The sequence below is a fragment of the Nocardia sp. CA-119907 genome, assembly GCF_050955995.1.
GTDB lineage: Bacteria > Actinomycetota > Actinomycetes > Mycobacteriales > Mycobacteriaceae > Nocardia.
On record NZ_CP192091.1, the window covers coordinates 6,910,559 to 6,928,912 of the forward strand.

Annotated in this window: 18 protein-coding genes; 7 read left to right on the plus strand and 11 right to left on the minus strand. The window is 67.6% G+C overall.

The window, feature by feature from the left end:
- Positions 1 to 162 precede the first annotated feature (162 nt).
- Positions 163 to 816: a Uma2 family endonuclease gene (locus ACQP2D_RS30855; RefSeq protein WP_433679435.1), complete on the plus strand. Its 654-nt coding sequence runs from the start codon at positions 163 to 165 to the stop codon at positions 814 to 816.
- A gap of 70 nt (positions 817 to 886) precedes the next feature.
- Here ACQP2D_RS30855 and ACQP2D_RS30860 read toward each other — a convergent pair whose 3' ends face one another.
- Both ACQP2D_RS30860 and ACQP2D_RS30865 read right to left on the minus strand, forming a co-directional pair.
- Positions 887 to 1,174 (minus strand): putative quinol monooxygenase, encoded by a 288-nt coding sequence (locus tag ACQP2D_RS30860; RefSeq protein WP_433679436.1) that lies wholly within the window; start codon positions 1,172 to 1,174, stop codon positions 887 to 889.
- A gap of 47 nt (positions 1,175 to 1,221) precedes the next feature.
- A complete protein-coding gene (locus ACQP2D_RS30865; protein WP_433679437.1) occupies positions 1,222 to 2,256 on the minus strand; it encodes an aldo/keto reductase in 1,035 nt (344 codons plus the stop codon).
- 140 nt (positions 2,257 to 2,396) lie between these two features.
- Between ACQP2D_RS30865 and ACQP2D_RS30870 the strand changes: the two genes are divergently transcribed.
- Positions 2,397 to 3,254, plus strand: coding sequence for a helix-turn-helix transcriptional regulator (locus tag ACQP2D_RS30870; RefSeq protein ID WP_433679438.1), 858 nt, complete (start codon positions 2,397 to 2,399; stop codon positions 3,252 to 3,254).
- Positions 3,255 to 3,261: 7 nt separating this feature from the next.
- On the opposite strand, the gene ACQP2D_RS30875 is transcribed toward ACQP2D_RS30870, so the two are convergent.
- The 5 genes from ACQP2D_RS30875 to ACQP2D_RS30895 all read right to left on the minus strand — a co-directional run bounded on the left by ACQP2D_RS30875 (position 3,262) and on the right by ACQP2D_RS30895 (position 10,119).
- Positions 3,262 to 4,926 (minus strand): serine/threonine-protein kinase, encoded by a 1,665-nt coding sequence (locus ACQP2D_RS30875; protein ID WP_433679439.1) that lies wholly within the window; start codon positions 4,924 to 4,926, stop codon positions 3,262 to 3,264.
- 103 nt (positions 4,927 to 5,029) lie between these two features.
- Positions 5,030 to 6,781, minus strand: coding sequence for a penicillin-binding transpeptidase domain-containing protein (locus tag ACQP2D_RS30880; protein WP_433679440.1), 1,752 nt, complete (start codon positions 6,779 to 6,781; stop codon positions 5,030 to 5,032).
- A gap of 120 nt (positions 6,782 to 6,901) precedes the next feature.
- Positions 6,902 to 7,762 (minus strand): arylamine N-acetyltransferase family protein, encoded by an 861-nt coding sequence (locus ACQP2D_RS30885; protein WP_433685810.1) that lies wholly within the window; start codon positions 7,760 to 7,762, stop codon positions 6,902 to 6,904.
- A 123-nt stretch (positions 7,763 to 7,885) separates the two neighbouring features.
- Positions 7,886 to 8,887, minus strand: a complete 1,002-nt coding sequence (locus ACQP2D_RS30890) for an alpha/beta hydrolase family protein (RefSeq protein ID WP_433679441.1) — start codon at positions 8,885 to 8,887, stop codon at positions 7,886 to 7,888.
- A gap of 20 nt (positions 8,888 to 8,907) precedes the next feature.
- Positions 8,908 to 10,119: an MFS transporter gene (locus ACQP2D_RS30895; RefSeq protein ID WP_433679442.1), complete on the minus strand. Its 1,212-nt coding sequence runs from the start codon at positions 10,117 to 10,119 to the stop codon at positions 8,908 to 8,910.
- Positions 10,120 to 10,230: 111 nt separating this feature from the next.
- On the opposite strand from ACQP2D_RS30895, the gene ACQP2D_RS30900 reads away from it, so the two are divergent.
- From ACQP2D_RS30900 to ACQP2D_RS30915, 4 genes are all read left to right on the plus strand, one after another.
- Positions 10,231 to 10,566 (plus strand): ArsR/SmtB family transcription factor, encoded by a 336-nt coding sequence (locus ACQP2D_RS30900; RefSeq protein WP_433679443.1) that lies wholly within the window; start codon positions 10,231 to 10,233, stop codon positions 10,564 to 10,566.
- Between the two features lie 78 nt (positions 10,567 to 10,644).
- Positions 10,645 to 10,857, plus strand: coding sequence for a hypothetical protein (locus ACQP2D_RS30905; protein WP_433679444.1), 213 nt, complete (start codon positions 10,645 to 10,647; stop codon positions 10,855 to 10,857).
- The gene (locus ACQP2D_RS30910) at positions 10,844 to 12,022 is read left to right on the plus strand and encodes a winged helix DNA-binding domain-containing protein (RefSeq protein WP_433679445.1); all 1,179 of its coding nucleotides are present in this window, start codon (positions 10,844 to 10,846) and stop codon (positions 12,020 to 12,022) included. The genes ACQP2D_RS30905 and ACQP2D_RS30910 overlap by 14 nt, the downstream gene beginning before the upstream one ends.
- A 22-nt stretch (positions 12,023 to 12,044) precedes the next feature.
- Positions 12,045 to 12,371, plus strand: coding sequence for a hypothetical protein (locus ACQP2D_RS30915; RefSeq protein WP_433679446.1), 327 nt, complete (start codon positions 12,045 to 12,047; stop codon positions 12,369 to 12,371).
- Positions 12,372 to 12,436: 65 nt separating this feature from the next.
- Here the strand turns inward: ACQP2D_RS30915 and nadC are convergent, their stop codons facing one another.
- From nadC to nadA, 3 genes are all read right to left on the minus strand, one after another.
- Complete coding sequence (gene nadC / locus ACQP2D_RS30920) at positions 12,437 to 13,297, minus strand: carboxylating nicotinate-nucleotide diphosphorylase (protein WP_433679447.1); 861 nt, start codon at positions 13,295 to 13,297, stop codon at positions 12,437 to 12,439.
- A gap of 142 nt (positions 13,298 to 13,439) precedes the next feature.
- On the minus strand, positions 13,440 to 15,191 hold the full coding sequence (locus ACQP2D_RS30925; RefSeq protein ID WP_433679448.1) for an L-aspartate oxidase: 1,752 nt from the start codon (positions 15,189 to 15,191) through the stop codon (positions 13,440 to 13,442).
- 135 nt (positions 15,192 to 15,326) lie between these two features.
- On the minus strand, positions 15,327 to 16,370 hold the full coding sequence (nadA, locus tag ACQP2D_RS30930; RefSeq protein ID WP_433679449.1) for a quinolinate synthase NadA: 1,044 nt from the start codon (positions 16,368 to 16,370) through the stop codon (positions 15,327 to 15,329).
- A gap of 93 nt (positions 16,371 to 16,463) precedes the next feature.
- Here nadA and ACQP2D_RS30935 point away from each other — a divergent pair, with 93 nt between their 5' ends.
- Positions 16,464 to 17,222, plus strand: coding sequence for an NUDIX hydrolase (locus ACQP2D_RS30935; RefSeq protein WP_433679450.1), 759 nt, complete (start codon positions 16,464 to 16,466; stop codon positions 17,220 to 17,222).
- A 931-nt stretch (positions 17,223 to 18,153) separates the two neighbouring features.
- Here ACQP2D_RS30935 and ACQP2D_RS30940 read toward each other — a convergent pair.
- The gene (locus ACQP2D_RS30940; protein ID WP_433679451.1) at positions 18,154 to 18,339 is read right to left on the minus strand and encodes a hypothetical protein; all 186 of its coding nucleotides are present in this window, start codon (positions 18,337 to 18,339) and stop codon (positions 18,154 to 18,156) included.
- Between the last annotated feature and the right edge of the window lie 15 nt (positions 18,340 to 18,354).

An 18,354-nucleotide genomic window follows, 5' to 3' on the forward strand; every position in this document is an offset into this window, starting at 1 on the left:
GATCCTTGGACGCCGGTCCCCCGACGCCGAGCGGTCGGTTTCCTCCGCTCCGCTCCAGCTACCAGCCTATCGGTCGCATGCCACCGGTTATCCGCTGCGGTCGTCACGACGCCGGATTCGGAAACTTCGCTGCCGTGCAGCGAGCCTGACTACGATGGCGGCATGTCCATTCCGCACGTTCAGCGGCCCGACCTCCCCGAATACATGACCTGGGAGGAGTTGGAGCGACTTCCCGAGGAGATCGCCGAGCAGATCGAGCTATGGAATGGACGGGTGGTGTGGGTTCGGCGTGGGCCTTCTGAGCACCAGGTGTTCACGGCACGCCTGTTCGCAGCGCTCGAGCGCTGCGGACGTAAAGATATGTCCGATCACGCAGAGCACTGTTGGCGCGTCGGTTTGGAAACCAATGTCTTCCTGGGCCGCACCGGAAAATCCGACTTCTTGACTCCCGACTTCCTCGTGCACCGCTGCCTCGAATCGCCGTATCAGGATGTCCGCGGCGGCGACGTGCTGCTCGTCGGTGAGGTCCTGTCCCCGTCCAACACCCAGACCGATATCGAGGCAAAGAAGGGGCGCTACGCGAGCGCTGGAATTCCCTGGTACTGGGAAGTGCACCTGGCTCGCGAAGCAAGTGCGATTGCCATCGTGCGCGCCTATGCCCTCGAGACCAGGCCTGGCGAGCTGCCGGACGGAGTTCACCCGCTGCATTCGGCCAACTACCTGCTTGCGGGAGAATGGACCCCTGACAACACCGACGACATCGAGATCGACTTCCCCTTCCCGATTCAGATCCCCTGGACCGAACTCGAATACTGATCGCCGAGTCAGGTACGGCGGAGATCGCCAAACCGTTGCCTGCCCCGGGTGATCGGGGCAGGCGGGCCGGTCAAGCGGCGACGAGGCGTTTGATCACCATGGGCTCGGCGAGGATTTGAGCGAGCACGTCGCGGACATGGAAGAAGTGTGGGGTCGCGAAGTGCTCGTCGAGGGCATCGGGCCCGGTCCACTCCTCGACCAGGACCATGCGGGACGGGTCGTTGGGGTCGGTGTAGGGCTGGTAGGTGAGACAGCCGGGCTCGGCGAGTGAGGGTTCGATCATCGCTTCGAGGGCGGTGCGGAGGCGGTCCTCCTGTCCGCTGGAGGCTCGGAATTCGGCGACCACGTGCAGTGTCATTTCGGTGTCCTGTCAAGAGTTTCGGCGCAGGCCGAGGGTGATGGGGATCAGACGTGGGCCGGGCCGTTGCCCGCGCCGGTTTCGGTGATGGCGGTGGTGATCTCGGCGAGGTCGGCGGCGGTCAGCCGCAGGACGCTGGCACCGATCCAGCCGTCGATCTGCGCGACATTGCGGGCACCGACGATCGCGCCGGTTACGCCGGGCCATGCGGTCGCCCAGGCCAGGGCGACCTCGGCGACGGTGACGCCGTGGCGGGCCGCGATCGGGCGCAGTGCGTCGACCAGGGCCAGGTTGGCGGACAGGTTGGTGGTGAAGTCCGGGTGGCCGGAGCGCCAGTCGTCGGCGCCGAGCGCGCGGTCGGCGGTGAACGCGCCGGTCAGCAGTCCGGACTGCAGTGGCGAGTAGGCGATGACGCCGGTGCCGTTGTCCTTGGCCCAGGCGATCTCCGGTGCCGCGGCGCGGTTGATCGCCGAGAACGGCGGCTGGATGGCGTCGACGTGCGCGACCTGCTCGGCGACGGTGAGCTGGGCGACATCGTGGTTGGACAGGCCGATGGCGCGCACCTTGCCCTCCTTCTTCAGATCCGCCATCACCTGCCAGTACTCCTCGAGCGGAGTGGCCGCGCCGGAGGCGACGCCGTCGGCGCCGTAGACGAAGATCTCGCCGGTGTCGGGCCAGTGCACCTGGTAGAGGTCGATGTGGTCGACGCGCAGACGGCGCAGCGATTGCTCGAGTTCGCGGCGCACGACGTCGGCACGCACGATGCGGCGCGGCGGTCCGGTGCGGTCATCGCCCTCGTTCCAGACCAGGCCGGTCTTGGTGAACAGGTACGGCCGGTCGGATTCTGGCATATCCGCCAGTGCCCGGCCGACCAGCTCCTCGGCATGGCCCAGACCGTAGGCGGGCGCGGTGTCGAGCCAGTTGAGTCCGGAGTCGATGGCGTGCCGGATGGCGGCGATCGAATCGGCGTCGTCGGTGGCGCCCCAGGAGTACTGCCAACCGGATCCGGCGATCACCCAGGTGCCGAAGCCGAGCGGGGTGATGTTCATGCCGGTGTCGCCGAAGGGGCGGGTGTTGCTCATTGCGTTCTCCGTATCTCTGCCGGATCCGTTCCGGCGTGATCACCACTTTCGGCGTGTGCGAGCGCGGTAAACAGCGCCGCGCGAGCCTGGGCACGAGATGACCAGGCTGCGCGGCGGCAACCACCGGGATACTTGATCGTGTGAGTCTGGATCGACGCGCTGAACTCGGCGAATTCCTGCGTTCCCGACGGGCTCGGCTGAGCCCCGAGCAGGTCGGCCTGCCCGATTACGGCAGCCGCCGCCGGGTTCCCGGCCTGCGCCGCGAAGAACTGGCCATGCTGGCCGGAGTCAGCGTGGACCACTATGTGCGCCTGGAACAGGGGCGCACGCTGCACTTTTCGGAATCGGTGCTGGATGCTGTCGCGCAGGCGCTGCGGCTGAACCAGGTGGAGCGCGAACACCTGTATCGACTGGCCCGGCCCTGGTCCGGTGATGAGCCGCAATCGGAACAGCAGGTCCGGCCCGGACTGCGCCGACTGCTGGACGCCGCCGCCGATGTGCCCGCCTACATCGTGGGCCGAGGCACCAATGTGCTCGCGTGGAATCCGCTGGCCGCCGCGCTCATCACCGACTTCGGCGCGCTACCGCCTCGCGAACGCAATCTGGCCAGGCTGGTCTTTCTCGACGAGGGCATGCGCGAGCTCTACGAGGATTGGCCGGCCAAGGCCGCCGATGTCGTGGCATACCTGCGTCTGGACATGGCCCGCAATCCAGGTGATGCCGGAATCGCGTCACTCATCGAGGAATTGAGCGCGACCTCCGCCGACTTCCGCGATACCTGGGAGCGGCACGAGCTCAAGGACAAGACGCATGGGCAGTACGTCTACCTGCATCCGGTGGTCGGCAGGCTCGACCTGGGTTACGAAACCCTGCGCCTGCCCGACGATCCGGATCAGGCGCTGATCATGCACACCACCGAACCGGATTCGCCGAGCGCGACCGCCCTTGCGCTGCTGGCGAATTGGGCGCACTCGACGGTGCGGTCCGGCTCCCGCTAGGCAATGACTAGCGGGCGTCGCCGCTGCGCGTATCGCTGTCGATGAGTGGGGCGCCGCTGCCGGAGTTGATCAACCGCAACGTCACCGACCTGCTCTGGCCCGCATAGGTCACGCTGGCCACATTGATTTCCACTGAACCGTCCGGGCTGGTGCCTGTACCACCACCGGCCGCATCAACAGTGTTGAAGCCGGTGACCCGATTCTGGGTCCAGTAATCCTGGAAGGCCGACTGACTGCCGTAGACCCGCTGAGCAGCGGGAGTCAACTGTTTCCATGCATCCGCGAACCTCAGATAGATGAGGTTGTTGTAGAAGTCCACCACTTGATCGATGGATTGCCGCGAGTCCGCCTGGCCGACGCTCTTCGTCTGCCCCGGCGTGCCAGCCGCAGCCGTGGAAGTCGTGCCCTTCGAGACCGACGACGACGGCGGACTCGCCTGCACCGATGGTGTATTGCTGCCCGACTGATTCAGCGCGCCGATAAGAATGGCCACGACGGCCACCACCGCACCGACGCTCGCGCCGATCAGCACCGCCTTGCGCTTACCGCCGGACTGACGTGGCACCGGCCGCGGCTGCGCGGTCGTGCGCGGATGTGCCGCGGTGCGCGGATGCGTCGAGCCGTTGTCGGAGTTGTTGGGGCGAACCGTATTTCGCGGCGGCGGTGCCGGACGCGGCTGCCGCGCTGTGGGCTGATACTCCGGCGTCGGGTTCGCGGGCGGCCGCAGAGTTCGGGTGGCGGATTCGCCGTGGCGGGCGAAAGCCTCACTGGCGGGGACGAATCCGGCGTGCACCGATGCCGAACCCGAGTCGGCGAGCGCGGACAGGTGTTCGCGGGCCGCACGCATGGTCGGCCGGTCGCCGGGGTCGGGGCTGAGCAGATCGAGCAGGAAGTCGGTGGCGGGACCCGCATGCCGCGGTTCGCTCACCTGACCGTTCGCCGCGGCGTACAGCACGGCCAGCGGATTGGCGCTGGAACCGTACGGCGGTTCGCCCTCCAGTGCGTGGAAAAGCGTTGCTCCCAAGGCGAATACGTCGGCGGCGGGCGTCGGGTCGGCGCCGCGTGCGACCTCCGGCGCGAGATAGGCGGCGGTACCGCAGATCAGACCCGTTTCGGTGAGGGTGACGTCACCGGTGGCGCGGGAGATGCCGAAGTCGGTGATCTTCACGGTGCCGGTGTCGTCGAGCAGGATATTGCCGGGCTTGACGTCGCGGTGCACGATCCCGGCGTGGTGCGCGGCGATCAATGCCGAGGCGACCTGCTCGCCGATCCGCGCGACCTGGGTCAGCGGCAGCATGCCCTGCGCCGAGATCACCCCGGCCAGACTCTTCGACTTCAGATACTCCATCACCAGGCACGGGTCGCCGTTGTGCTCGGTGATATCGAAGACCACGATCGCATTCGGATGCTGGAAGCGTGCCGCATTGCGGGCCTCGCGGAAGGCGCGCTGACGCACCACATCGCGCTCGGCTTCCGGCAGGCTGGGCTTGATGTGGATCTGCTTCACCGCGACCGAGCGCTGCAGGCGTTCGTCGATGGCACGCCAAACCACACCTGTGCCGCCGCTACCAATCCGCTCGACCAGGCGGTAGTGCTCCGCGATCAATTGACCGGTATCGATGGCGCCTACTCCGAACCTTCTCGAAATCGTGACATCACGCGTATTGACCATCAACGCGTTCCGTCGACGAGTGTAGCGGTGCGCAATCCTTCACACGCGGCTGCGGGGGTATATTCGCCGCCCACATCGCGCCGTGCGCGGCTGCCATGCTAGTTCAAGGCCGCGCCCGCAGCATACGACCGGCGGCCTGCACGGCCGGAGCCGAGCTGTTCGCATCGCTGACGAACACGGCGAAGGCCAGGTCACCGTCGATTCCGACGAACCAACCGTGCGCATGTTGGTCATCGATGTACTCGGCGGTGCCGGTCTTGCCGATCAGGCCGGGGATATCCCGCAGCGCGGTCGCGGTGCCGCCGGTGATGGTCTCGCGCATCATCGTTTTCAGCTGCTCATCGATCGTCGGCGGCAATGGCGCCGGGGTGCGGTCGGCGACGCCGGGCTGTCCGTTGACCACCATCGGCAGCGGCATCGATCCGCGCGCGATGGAGGCGGCGAGCAGTGCCATGCCGAACGGCGATGCGGTCACCTTGCCCTGGCCGATGCCGGACTCCACCCGCAGCGCCGGGGTGTCGGCGGTCGGCACCTTGCCGGTGACGGTGGTCAGACCGGGTGTGACGAAGTCGACGCCGAGGCCGAGTTGTGCCGCGGCATCGGTCAGGCCGTTGGGTGGGAGGTTCGCCGCGAGTTGGGCCATGGTCGTGTTGCAGGACTGGGCGAAGGCGGTGTGCAGCGGCACATTGCCCAGATCGAAGTTGTTGTCGTTGGGGATGCGGCGGTCCTCGATATTCGCGGTGGCCGGACACGGCAATACGGTGTCCGGGGTCACCGCGCCGGATTGCAGTGCGGCGGAGACGGTGACCGTCTTGAAGGTCGAACCGGGCGGATACAGGCCGGTGAGTGCGATCGGGCCCTGGGCGTCGGCGGCCGCGCTCTGTGCGATGGCGAGCACCTTTCCGGTGGAGGGCTGCAATGCGACGATCGCTGCGGGCTGGGTGAGCGGCGTCAGCGCGCTCTCCGCGGCGCGCAGCAGATCGGTGTCGAGGGTGGTCACGATGTCCGCGGTGGGTTTGGGATCTTGGCCGGCGACGCGTTCGGTGCCGTCGGCGGTCTGCGCCCGGATCGCCCAGCCAGCGGCCGTGTCGTCCGCGCTCTGCCACAGGTCGGCCAGGCCGGACAGTACCGGTGAGGCGAGGGATTTGTCGGTGGCGAGCAGGCGGGTCTGCGGCGCGAGGGTGACGCCGGGAATCGCGGCCAGCGCGGGCTGGATCGGGGCGATATCGGCGTCGCGCAGCGTCACCGCGGTGATCGACTTGCCCTGTGCCGCGGCCAGATCCGATTGCAGCGACGGCGCGGTGATGCCCGCTGCGACGGGGCCGAGCACGTCAGCCAGCGCGGCAGTGTCCGCGCCGGGGGCGACGTTCACCAGGGTTACCACCTGCTCGGTCATCAACTCACCGCCCGATGACTCGAGGATGCGGGCGGGCTTCGGGTAGGTGGTGCTGTAGGTCAGCGGTCCCTTGGCGAGGCCGGGCGCGATGGCGTCGGGATCCCATTTGACCTTCCAGCCGTCGCCGGAATCGCTGGCGGCGACGTTGGTGGTGTAGCTCCACTCGTTCTTGCCACCCTCGCCGAGTTTCCAGGTGGCGGCGAAGGTGAAGGAGTTCTTATCGGCGCTGCGGACCTCGAATTTCACCTCCTTGCCCAGTCCGTCGTAGAGCTTGCTCAGTGCATCGGAGGCCTTGGCCGGATCGTCGGTGAGTGCGGCGGCAGCGGCGACATCGTCGCGGTTGAGCGCATCGGCGAACTGCCCCGCGACGGTGTCGGGCTGGTCCGGTGCGGAACTGCAGCAGGTCAAGGCCAGGGCGGGGGCCGCGAACAGGACGAGGAGATTCCGGTATGCGCGCACCTGGCCGACTCTAACCGCCGATGGCGACCAGCCTGGGTAACCAACACGGAGTGCTTCCGACTGGCGTCCCTTGTCGGCCTTCGCACCGGGGCCAGGCGCGCGAAGGCCGAAAAGGTGCGATCAGGAGAGCCAGGGGGCCTCGGCGAGCACGGCGGTGTCGGATTCGGCGAGGTCGATATCGAAGACTTCAGCGAGGAGCTTGGGCAGTTCCGCGGGTTCGAGTTCGCGGGTCTCGCTGGAGCCGTCGGGGCGTTCGGTAATGAGGGTGAGACCGTCCAGGACGTAGTGGACGTCCGGGAGGAAACGCTGGACGAACGGGCGCGTGGTGAACGGCGAGCGCGGCGATGTCGACACGAAGTGGTTGCCGACGGCGAAATCCATGCGGTACTGCGGGTTCAGCGTGAAGGTGTAGCGGTCGATCCAGCCCTCGCGACCGAATTCGTGCAGCACCCACAGATCGCTGTCGAGTTCGCCGGTGGTGTGTTCGAGCCGGAATCGCCACTCGCCGAGCGCGAATTCACCGTCCTCGACCAGTTCGTAGGGTGCGAGCGGGCCGGAGCCGAAACCTACGTCGCAGAGCCAGACCCGGTCGTCATCGCTGGTGGTGACGCGCAGCAGGGCGTGCGTCGCGGGACGCAGGCCGCCGGGCGCGCCCAGGGTGACCCGGCCGCTCAGACCGGTGACGCCGAAACCGAGCCGTTCCAGTGCGGCGGCGAACAGGCCGACGTTCTCATAGCAGTAGCCGCCGCGACGCTGCCGGATCATCTTGTTCTGCAATGCTTCCACGTCGAGCAGCACCGGGCGGCCGAGGATGGTCTCCAGGTTCTCGAACGGGATCGTCGTGGTGTGCGCGTAGACCAGGGCACGCAGTGTGTCCAGCGTCGGCGTGCGGTGACCGTCGTAGCCGATGCGGGCCAGGTAGGCGTCGAGGTCCAATTCCGCGCCGTTCCAGTGGTAGGCGGGGTCGTCCGGCTTGTGCAGCCCCTTCGCTAGGCCACTGTTCCCCATCGAATCGCTTCGCGATCCCGTATCCATCGCACCTCTCCTCGTCTCGGTCTGCTCGAATGAACCACACCTGCTCGGCGAGTGTTCCCACGGCCTGATTCAGGCGGCGCATTTGGCGTTCGGCGGGGCCGCGGGGGCGGTGTTCACGCCGCGAGCGATATCGACGAGATAGTCGCGATCGGGTCCGTCGACGGGTTCGGTGCCGATGAGCAGCCGCTCGACGACGCAGCCACCCTCGAAGTACGCGGGCCCGATGCCGTGATCACCGGGGACCACCGCGCCGTACAGGTCGCGGCCGCTGACGATGGTGTACATCGAGGTGGGTTTGCCCGCGGCGAGCAGTCCGGCGCGCATTTCCAGGGTCGACGAATACGGCACCACATCGTCGCTGGTGCCGTGGATGAGGAAGGCGCGTTTCGTGCCCATCCGGGCGGCCAGCAGGGCTGGTGACCGTTCGGCATAGGCCTCTGGGCACACCGCCGGGGCACAGCCGCCCGCGTCGCGTTCGACCTGAGCCGGTAGCGCGGGATCGATACCTGCCGAGGTATACCAAATCATGAAATCGTCCGCGGGACCGAAGTTGTCGACCCAGTAGTCGAATAGTCCCTGTGGGCCGTATGCCGCCGCGAGGCCGCTCATGGTGCCGCCCTGACTCCAGCCCCACAGCACGGTGCGGCCGATCGCGGGATGTTCGTTCTTGTACCACTGCGTGGCGGTGACGATATCGCGCCAGCCCGCCCACAGATTCCAGTCGCCGGTCCGCCACACGCTGGTCGCGCTGCGTGCGTCCATCAACAGGATCGGGGTCGCGGTGCGGCTGGCGATCGCGGTCATATATCCGGCGAAGTCGGCGGAGCTGCCGCCGTGGCCGTGCACCGCGACGACCAGATCGTGCGGTGGCAGGTCACCCGCCGCACAGCGGTACGGCTCGTATACCCGGCCGGTGGCCTCCTCACCGTCCACTGTCAGGGTCACCGGCCTGATATCCACCTGGACCGCGCACTCCGGCTCGGCCGAAACGGCCGGTGCGACGAGGCTTGTCGTCGACACCACGGTGAGCAGCGCACAGCAGGCCATCAGCAGTAGGTATCCGCGCCTCATGCTGGAATGATGGCATGTGGCTATCGCCCTCCGGCGGCAGCGGCGGCGCGCGTCGCGACGAATATCGCACCGGCCACCGCGGCGGCGCCGACCGCACCCGCGAAGGTGGTCGCGCCAGCAGGTAAACCGATTGCGTCACTGAGGAATCCGGCCGACAGCGGGAGCACGGCGGCGGGCAGATAGCCGCCGACATTCTGGGCGGCATTGGCCTCGGCGAGCCGATCGGCGGACACATTCGCGCTGATGGCGGTGAGACCGCCGAACTGACCCAGGCCCTGGCCGATTCCGGCGAGTATCGCGGCCGCGGCGAACAGCGCGATCGATGACAGTCGCAGCGCCGAGGCCAGGGCGACCATGCCGAGCAGGGTGGCCGCGGCGCTGCCGAGCAGGATTGCCCGCAGCCGCAGCCGCCGCACGGCGAATTGAATACCGGTGGCGCCGAGGAACATTACGAACGCCAGGCCGCCCGCGAGCACTCGGTTGGTGGCGCCCAACAGGTTCGACAGCAGCGAGGGTCCGAGCGAGAGCACGAACGACGTGGCGGTGATGCCCGGTGCGAAGACCGCGATGCCGAGCAGTACCGCGGTCCGGCTACCCGGCGCGACTGCCGGGATACGAATCCACGGGCCGCGCCCGCCCGTGCCCTTGGGCAGGTCCAGCCGTGCCACCACCACGAAAGCCGAGGCGAGCAGGACGATCTCGACCACGAAGATGGTTACGGTCGGGCCGGGAACGGTCTGCGACAGCACACCCGCCAGCAGCGGACCGAAGCCCGCGCCGAGCACCATGGCCGATGACGCCGCCAGTGCGGCAAGGCGTTTGCGATGCGGGCCGCCGATATCGGTCACCGCCGCCATACCCGCCGATACGGCGGCACCGACCGCGATCCCGGTGAGCAGGCGCGCGATCGCCAGCACCGCAACCGAATTCGCGGTGGCGAACAGGACGCAGGCGAGCATCGCGAGTATCACCGCGGGCAGCAGCACCGGTTTGCGCCCGATGCGATCCGAGACCACGCCCGCGACCAGCAGCGCACCGAGCAAACCGGCTATGTAGCAGGCGAATACGGCGGTCAGCACGCCAGAGGAGAAGCCGAGCTGGTGCTGCCACACCACATACAGCGGCGTCGGCGCGTTCGAGAGCACGAAGACCGCGAGCACGGGCCAGGCCGCCAGCCATACCGTGCCATTGCGCTCGGCGATCTCGACCTCGGACGCCACGAGTGTCGACATTCCCAACCTCCAGAAGTTCGAAATTTCTCGTACTGGTACGACGAGAGTCGAACTTAACACCCAGTACGATAGAAGTCGAACTAAAGAATTCGAGACCCACAGGAGACCCCGATGCCCGCCACCGACACCGTCGCGACCACGCTGCCCGAGCCCACGCGCGCGGAGTTGCGGCTGGAAGCGGTGCTCGGCGTGCTCAGTGATCCGCTGCGGCTGAGCATGGTGCAGAAGCTGCTGCTCGAATCCCCCGACACCGATCGCTCCTGCGGCTGGTTCGAGATCGATCGGCCGAAATCGACACTGACGCACCACTTCCGGGTGCTGCGCGAGGCCGGTGTCACCCGCCAGCGGCAGTACGGACTCGAGCGCCGCAGCCGGGTCCGGATCGAAGACCTGGAAGCGCGCTTCCCCGGCCTGCTCGATCTGGTGCGCGCCTGGCAACCGGCATAATTCTGCGAGCGTTTCGGGGGGCCACGCGTGTCCCAGCGCGACCGGCTGGCCAGCGATCCCGCATTCGGGCGGGCGCATGTGCTGCTGCAGATCGGCAAGGCGGCCGAGGCGAATGCGGTCATCCAGATCGGCATCATGATCGGGAAGCGGACGGGAATTTCGATCAGGCCGAGATCGCGGAGCGCGGAAGGCGCGCCAGGTGCCGCGACTGGATCCGCAGCAGTTCGAGCTCTGCATCGTTCCGGGCGGATCGCCGGGCGAACGCTAGTATTCGCCTATGCGTTCGATTGATGTGGCGGAGCGGCGAGCACGACTGGGGTTGCGGCATCGGCTGGCGTCATCGAGTCGCACCGATGATGTGGCCGAGATCGTGCGGTCGCTGGTAGTGCTGCATGCGACCGATCCGGCGACGGTGTACCTCTCCGTCGGCGCCCGCAGTCATGCCGCCGAGCCCGCGCATGTCGAGAAGGCGCTGTACGACGATCGGACGCTGCTGCGCATGCTGGCGATGCGGCGCACCATGTTCGTCGCGCCGGTCGAACTGGTCCCGGTATTGCAGGCATCGTGCGCGGATGCGTTGGCGCACAAACAACGTCGCACCTACGGCCGATTCATCGAGCAGGCGGGTGTGGTGGACGGCGATGTGCGCGCCTGGCTCGCCGAGGTCGAGGACGCGACGCATAAGGCGCTGCTGGCCAGGGGTGCGGCCACCGGCGCACAGCTGAGCAAGGATGTGCCGCTGCTGCGCACCCAGGTGAATCCCGCTCCGGATAAGGCCTATTCGCGTCCGACCTCCATCACAACATGGGTGCTGGTGATCCTCGGCGTCGAGGGTCGCATCGTGCGCGGCCGTCCCAACGGCGGCTGGACCAGTAGCCAATACACCTGGGCGCCCATGGAATCGTGGCTGCCGCAGGGTGTTCCGACCTTTCCCACCGACGAAGCCCGCGCCGAACTCGTCCGGCAATGGCTCCACGCCTTCGGCCCTGCCCCCATTGCCGATATCAAGTGGTGGACGGGGTGGACCCTCGGCGAGGTCCGCAAGGCCATCGCCCAACTCGATGTGGTCGAGGTCGATCTGGACGGCGGCACCGGCCTGCTGCTCGCCGATGACCAGGACCCGACCCCCGAGCCCGATCCCTGGGCCGCCCTCCTCCCCGCGCTCGATCCCACCCCGATGGGCTGGCAATCCCGCGACTGGTACCTGGGTCCGCACGCGCCGACCTTGTTCGACCGCAACGGAAATGTCGGCCCCACCATCTGGTGGAACGGCCGCATCGTCGGCGGCTGGGCCCAGCGCAAAGACGGCGAAATCGTCTACCGGCTACTGGAAGACGTCGGTTCGGATGCCGAAACCATGATCGCCGCCGAAGCCGCCCGCACCTCCGAATGGTTCGGCGAAGTCCGCGCCATCCCCCGCTTCCGCACGCCCCTGGAACGCGAACTCACCGCCTGATCGGCGCAGGACAGCTGACGAGATGAAGATCCACTGCCGATGCGGCGCAACGATTCACGACGGTGGCGACGGCCTGCCGACTAAAGCACACCTGATCCCAGACGCGAACAAGTTCGACCTGTGGGACCAGTTGGATGCCCTGATCGACGCGGTGGCCGATCAGACGATGGACCGCGAGCAGGCCCATAACCGGGCTCGCGAGTTGTTTCGCGTGCAGCGGCCGATCTGGCAGTGCGCCGAGTGCGGCAGGCTGTACCTCGACGACCTCCACGACCGCCGGAAGCTGCATGTCTTCCGGCCGGAAGACAGCACAGTCACCGACACTCTCGCCGCTGCGCCGCGCCGCTAGAAGATGCCGACCGGCGGGGTTGCGGTCCATGCTGGTGATCGCCGAGGGGGCGCTGATGTTGTGTCCTACATGTCGAGGCCGAGGTCGAGGACGCGGACGGAGTGGGTCAGGGCGCCGACGGCCAGGTAGTCGACGCCAGTTCGGGCATAGTCGGCGGCGGCGTCGAGAGTCAGGCCGCCGGAGGATTCCAGTTTGGTGTTGGGCGCCTTGGCGTCGCGGCGTTGGACGGCGGCCTGGGTTTGCCAGAGGGGGAAGTTGTCCAGCAGGACGAGTTCGACGTTCTCGGCCAGGACGGCGTCGAGTTGTTCGAGACTGTCGACCTCGACCTCGCACGCGATATCGGGAGCCAGGTCGCGGACGGCCCGCAGTGCGGCGACGACCGAACCGGCGGCGACGACGTGGTTGTCCTTGATCAAGGCGGCGTCGCCGAGGCCCATGCGGTGGTTGACGCCGCCGCCGACGCGGACCGCGTACTTCTGCAGAGCGCGCAGGCCGGGCAGGGTTTTGCGGCTGTCGCGGATGCGGCAGTTGGTGCCCGCCACCGCGTCGACCCAGGACGCGGTGGCGGTGGCGATGCCGGACAGGTGGCAGACCAGGTTGAGCATGGTGCGTTCGGCGGTGAGCAGGCCGCGGGTCGGCGCGACCAGCCCGAGCACGCTCTGTCCCGGCACGACCCGGGTGCCGTCGGCCACTCGATCGGTGATTTCGTAGTTGCCCGCGCCGATCACCTCATCGAGAACGAGCAGTCCGACGTCGAGTCCGGCGACGGTGCCCGGCTGGCGCGAGACCACCGATGCCTTGACCGCCGCATCGGCGGGAACCGTTGCGGCCGTGGTGATATCGGGGCCGTAGCGCAGATCTTCATCCAGTGCGGTGCGGATCAGCGCCAGCACCTCGTCACGATCCAGGCCGGTATCCAGACCCATCAGTGCACTCCTCGTCCTGCTGCCCGCTTCGTTGGCGAGCAGATCTCAAATCGCCGGGCCTTCGTGTCGGCTGGGCCTCGCCGCCCGGCGAAAGCTCGTCTCCTGCGGTGCCGCAACCATGTCTCACCCGCCAATTCGAGCGTCATGAGGCGCTCGGGATGGCGTCTTGGGTCCAGTCGCCGAGATCGAGGCCATCGGGTGCCGGGACGGGATGACCTTCGGGGCCCAGCCGCACTGCGCGGCTGTGGCGTTGGTGTTCGTCGGAGGTCGGGTGATCGGAGCGGGTATGGCAGCCGCGGCTTTCGGTGCGGGCCGCGGCGGAGAGCAGGAGCACCTGTGCGGTGAGGGTGAGCGCGGCGTCCTCGAACGCGGTGATGCGCTGTGCCGCAGCCGTACTGTTCAAATCCCCGCTGTACTCGGCTCCGATCCCATTCGGTGCTTCAGCGCCGTGTAGCGCGGCGATATCGCTCGGCGCCGTGCCCGTCGTTCCGGCGATTCGATGAGCGGCACCGGTCAACTCGGCACGCAGCCTGGTCGCGGCACTGTGCGAAACCGCGTCTCGCAATCGCACCGCCGCCTCCGCGAGCCCGGCGGCATCGCGAACCACCGAGGCGTGCGATGTCATCGACTGCTGCACCAGGGCGCGCGCGGCGCGCGGTACGGTGTGGAAGGACACCTCCGTCACATGCGCGTCCTCGCCGAGCCGTTCGGCCGCGGCCACCCCGGCCCGTTCGCCGACCACCAGACCCTCGAGCAGACTGTTCGAGGCCAGCCGGTTGGCGCCGTGCAGGCCGGTGCGCGCCACCTCGCCCGCGGCGTACAGACCGGGAACCGCGGTCCGGCCGTGGGTATCGGTGACGATCCCGCCGCACTGATAGTGCGCGGCGGGCGCGACCGGGATGAGATCGGTGCGCGGATCGATCCCCGCGGCCAGGCAGGACGCGGTGATCGTCGGAAAACGTTGCGGAAAACCGTCGATCGCACGGACATCGAGGTAGACGTGATCGGTGCCGAGTGCACGCATCCGCGCGGCGATGGCGCGCGACACCACGTCGCGGGGTGCCAGATCGCCACGGGGGTGCACACCCACCGTCACCGAATTCCCTTCGGAATCCACCAGCGTCGCGCCCTCGCCGCGCACCGCCTCGCTGATCAACGGCCTGCGGCCGAGCCCACCCGGGGTGTAGAGGACGGTGGGATGGAATTGCACGAATTCCAGATCGGCCACCGTCGCCCCGGCCCACAGCGCCAGCGCGATGCCATCGGCGGTCGCACCCGGCGGATTCGTGCTCAGCGCGTACAACTGGCCGAGCCCGCCGGAGGCCAGCAGCACCGCCGGTGCGTGCACAACCCCGAATCCGTTCTCCGACACCGCGATCACGCCCTGCACCCCGGTCCGGCCGGTGACGATCTCCAATGCGGCGGCACCGAACAGGACCGGCAGTCCGGCCGCGTTCAGCGCGCGCTGCACCTCGGCGCCGGTGGCATCACCTCCGGCGTGGATGATCCGCCGTGTGCTGTGTCCGCCCTCACGGGTGCGCGAAATCTGGCCGTCCCGACCGAGATCGAAGACCGCGCCGAGATCGGTCAGCGCGGCCACGGCGGCTTGACCGCCGGCCACGATCGATCGCACCGCCGGCTCATCGCACAGCCCCGCACCGGCCTCGACGGTGTCGCGCACATGCGATTCCACCGAATCCTCGTGTGGCGCAACGACGGCGATACCGCCCTGGGCGTACTGGGTCGCGGTATCGGTCGGCCCGCCCTTGCTGAGGATCAGCACCCGCAACCCGCGCAGCGACGCTGTGCGTGCCGCGGTCAACCCGGCGACGCCGCCGCCGACCACCACCAGATCGGCCTCGGCTTCCCAGTCGATCCGCGGCGCGGTGCTCATGCGCCCCTGCCCTTCTCAACGAGCAACGGCGTCCGGTCGACACCGAAGGCGGCGCTACCGGGCGCCCCGGCGGTCATTCCGCACCGCCACTCCGGACGAGCGCGCATACCGCACTCCGTTCACACCCGGGCGCGCTCATTCGCCACCGCCCGGATTGCCGATTTCGATCATCCGCTGCACCGAATTGCGGGCCAGCGCAGCCGTTTCCAGGTCGACGTGCACCTCATCGGTGTTCTCGACGAGCGAGCGGAGCAGCGCCGCCGGGGTGATCATCTTCATGTACTTGCAGGACGCGCGGTCGTTGACGGCCTGGAAGTCGATGCCGGGCGCGGCCTTTCGCAGCTGGTGCAGCATGCCGACCTCGGTGGCGACCAGAACCTGATTCGATTTAGCGGCCCGCGCGGCATCGATCATGCCGCCGGTGGACAGAATGTGCACCCGGTCGGCCGGGAACGAGCCCTCGCCCGCGAGGTACAACGCCGAAGTGGCGCAACCGCATTCGGGGTGCACGAACAGTTCGGCATCCGGATGGGTGCGGGCCTGCTCGGTCAGCTCATCGCCGTTGATTCCGGCGTGCACGTGGCATTCGCCCGCCCAGATGTGCATGTTCTCGCGGCCGGTGACGCGCTTGACGTGCGCGCCGAGGAACTGGTCCGGCAGGAACAGCACCTCACGGTCGGGGTCGATGGAGGCGACGACATCGACGGCGTTCGAGGAGGTGCAGCAGATATCGGTGAGCGCCTTCACCGCGGCCGTGGTGTTCACATACGAGACGACGACGGCATTCGGGAACTCGGCCTTCCAGGCGCGCAATTCGTCGGCGGTAATGGAATCGGCCAGCGAACAACCGGCGCGCTGATCCGGGATGAGCACCGTCTTCTCGGGGCTGAGGATCTTGGCCGTCTCGGCCATGAAGTGCACGCCACAGAACACGATGGTGTCCTCGGGGGCCTCGGCCGCGATGCGGGACAGCGCCAGCGAATCACCGACGTGGTCGGCGACATCCTGGATCTCGGGCAACTGATAGTTGTGCGCGAGAATCGTCGCGTTGCGCTCCCTGGCGAGTCGCTTGATCTCGGCCGCCCACTCCGGCGTGGCCTCGACACCGGCGAATCCGGTCGGACCGTCGAATACCTGCCCCATCAGCGGGGGCGCCAGCTTCGCACCCATCGTCGCCATGATGGCTCCTCTCCTCGTGCGATCGGAGCTTGTGCCTGTTCACATGGCAGCCGATTCACACCCAAACCAGGTTTTCGACTTATAATCGAAAACGTGCCCCATAGTAACACCATCCACGAATCGCTTACCGCGGTGTTCCAGGTTCGGCGCTTCCCCGAAGACATCAGCGCAGGTAGCAGCCCTGCGCGGGTGACCGACGAGCTGATTCGCCCCTGTCCGCCCGGTCAGCGGACCGAACTCGCGGTGCTGCTGTGGGAGCGCGCCCTCGACCCACAGACGGGCACCTGGTCACTGCCCGGTGGCCGCCTGCGCGACGACGAGGACCTCAATGTCTCGGCCCGCCGTCAGCTCGCCGAGAAGGTCGACGTGCGCGAGTTGGCACATCTTGAGCAGCTGTCGGTATTCAGCAATCCGGACCGGGTGCCCGCGCCGCGCCGAATCGCCTCGGCCTATCTCGGCCTGGTGCCGCTGACCGCCGACCCGCGGCTACCGACCGACACCGCGTGGCATCCGGTGTCGATGTTGCCGTTGATGTCGTTCGATCACGGCACCGTTGTCGAGCACGCGCGCACCCGACTCGCGGCGAAGCTGTCCTACACGAATATCGCCTTCGCCCTGGCACCGGAGCGGTTCACCATGTCGACGCTGCGCGAAATCTACTGCGCCGCACTGGGGTATGAGGTCGATACGACAAACCTGCAGCGAGTCCTCACGCGCCGCAAGGTGATCACACCGACCGGCGCGACCGCTTCCCCCGGCCGGGCGGGTGGACGGCCTGCGGCGGTCTATCGGTTCACCGACTCCGAACTCCGAGTCACCGACGAATTCGCCGCATTCCGCCCACCCACCTGACCCACTCGATCGCCTCCCCGCGATCGTCCCCCATCCGGCGACCGGAACCCCGAGCCGGTCGCCCAGTACGAAACGGACTGTGCCGCGGCCACTGCCATAGGGACCACGGCATCCGAGCGTGCCCCGATCGTCGGTGACCGGGGCACTCCCCTTTTACTCGGACAGCCCGCCGGGCACACCCAGATGCCCGGAGCACAGGATCCAGACGACCCAGTTGGACGGGAAGCGCGTCTCCACCAGAGCCGCCCCCGCTATTACCGATTTCCAGAACATTTGCCGTCCCTCCCTATTCGGCTGCCGCTCCCTCGGCGTTGCGCATCGGCGGAATCGACTGTCCGCCTCCGCTGTTCGATCGCTCGAACGACTTCGACATTAGGGATCGGTGCGCTGCGGCGGAACGGCCGAGTGCGCCGAGTTGCCGAATATGGCTGGTCACAGTCGGATACGAGTTATCCGGACCGGAAGCGGCAATGCGCTCGACCGCCTGTCCGACGTTCCGGACCGGACAGAGATGCAGCCTGCGCGCGCTATCGATCACTTTGTGGCAGAACGCTATCCGGCATCGTTGGGAAGCCGGCTACATGTCGTTTGCCCAACGGCTGCGGAGGCCGGGGCAATCACCACGAGTGTGGGTGCCGTTCCGACAACCAAGTGAGGAGGGCGGGTGCTCCGATGGCGGCATCGGAAGTTGGAGTCTTACGGACCTGGTTGTGATCCGCCCGACCGAATGATCCGGGCCGAAGGAGCGGCCGAGCGCCGGTGATGCGAGCGTGCGGCGCGGATGCGCTGCCCAAGGGGAGTGATGATAGTTCGCCGAGCGATTCTGGGCTCTGCGCCACTGTGCTTGTCCGACCGGACCAATAGAAAAACCCCGCCTCCGCATACTCCACATGCGAAAACGGGGTCACCCCACAGCCCTACCGGATCGGCCTCAATCCCCCACCCGACCCTTATGTTTCACATTCCGCCGGTACCGCCGCTTACTGGGAATCGGCTGCGCGGCACTGGACCGCCGCAGCGCATTCCGCCGCCGCCACGCCACCAGATCCGGCCGCTCCCCGGATGCTTCCGGCACCAGCACTGCCTGCCCATGCCTGGTCAACATATCCTCGCTCATCGCCACCTCCTTCCC

Bases quoted from the DNA above. Each gene is read 5' to 3' on its own strand.
- ACQP2D_RS30855 (WP_433679435.1), top strand. From the start codon at position 163: ATGTCCATTCCGCACGTTCAGCGGCCCGACCTCCCCGAATACATGACC.
- ACQP2D_RS30860 (WP_433679436.1), bottom strand. From the start codon at position 1,174: ATGACACTGCACGTGGTCGCCGAATTCCGAGCCTCCAGCGGACAGGAG.
- ACQP2D_RS30865 (WP_433679437.1), bottom strand. From the start codon at position 2,256: ATGAGCAACACCCGCCCCTTCGGCGACACCGGCATGAACATCACCCCG.
- ACQP2D_RS30875 (WP_433679439.1), bottom strand. From the start codon at position 4,926: ATGGTCAATACGCGTGATGTCACGATTTCGAGAAGGTTCGGAGTAGGC.
- ACQP2D_RS30890 (WP_433679441.1), bottom strand. From the start codon at position 8,887: ATGAGGCGCGGATACCTACTGCTGATGGCCTGCTGTGCGCTGCTCACC.
- ACQP2D_RS30895 (WP_433679442.1), bottom strand. From the start codon at position 10,119: ATGTCGACACTCGTGGCGTCCGAGGTCGAGATCGCCGAGCGCAATGGC.
- ACQP2D_RS30900 (WP_433679443.1), top strand. From the start codon at position 10,231: ATGCCCGCCACCGACACCGTCGCGACCACGCTGCCCGAGCCCACGCGC.
- ACQP2D_RS30910 (WP_433679445.1), top strand. From the start codon at position 10,844: ATGCGTTCGATTGATGTGGCGGAGCGGCGAGCACGACTGGGGTTGCGG.
- ACQP2D_RS30915 (WP_433679446.1), top strand. From the start codon at position 12,045: ATGAAGATCCACTGCCGATGCGGCGCAACGATTCACGACGGTGGCGAC.
- nadC (WP_433679447.1), bottom strand. From the start codon at position 13,297: ATGGGTCTGGATACCGGCCTGGATCGTGACGAGGTGCTGGCGCTGATC.
- ACQP2D_RS30925 (WP_433679448.1), bottom strand. From the start codon at position 15,191: ATGAGCACCGCGCCGCGGATCGACTGGGAAGCCGAGGCCGATCTGGTG.
- nadA (WP_433679449.1), bottom strand. From the start codon at position 16,370: ATGGCGACGATGGGTGCGAAGCTGGCGCCCCCGCTGATGGGGCAGGTA.
- ACQP2D_RS30940 (WP_433679451.1), bottom strand. From the start codon at position 18,339: ATGAGCGAGGATATGTTGACCAGGCATGGGCAGGCAGTGCTGGTGCCG.